The organism is Adlercreutzia equolifaciens (assembly GCF_029076695.1).
GTDB classification, from domain to species: domain Bacteria; phylum Actinomycetota; class Coriobacteriia; order Coriobacteriales; family Eggerthellaceae; genus Adlercreutzia; species Adlercreutzia equolifaciens_A.
Genome location: NZ_JARFIK010000502.1, coordinates 1 through 294, shown reverse-complemented (window position 1 = coordinate 294; position 294 = coordinate 1). Strand labels below are relative to the sequence as shown.

Below are 294 nucleotides of genomic sequence, written 5' to 3'. Positions count from 1 at the left end.
ATACGGCGGCGTCCACCTGACCGCCGATGGCCGGGAAGTACTCTCGCTTCTGCAGGCGATCAACGCCGACGAGCACGCTTTGGCCACGCGTTTCCACGAGTTGGCCAATCGGGAATGGGGCCTCGTGCGCGTGGGATCGTTCACCAGTGCGGCCATCGAGTGTTTTCCCGGCTTTGCCTCGGCTTTTCTAGAGCAGTACCCCACCATCGACCTCAAGCTTCTGTGCATTGACGATGAAGCGGAGCTTACGGCAGCCTCACGCAGCGGGCGGGCTGACTGCGCGTTCTCCGTGGC

Annotated in this window: 1 pseudogene; it reads left to right on the top strand. The window is 62.9% G+C overall.

Features of this window, described 5'->3' with window-relative positions:
* A pseudogene (locus PZH32_RS13370) lies at positions 1-294 on the top strand (LysR family transcriptional regulator); the annotation flags it as partial.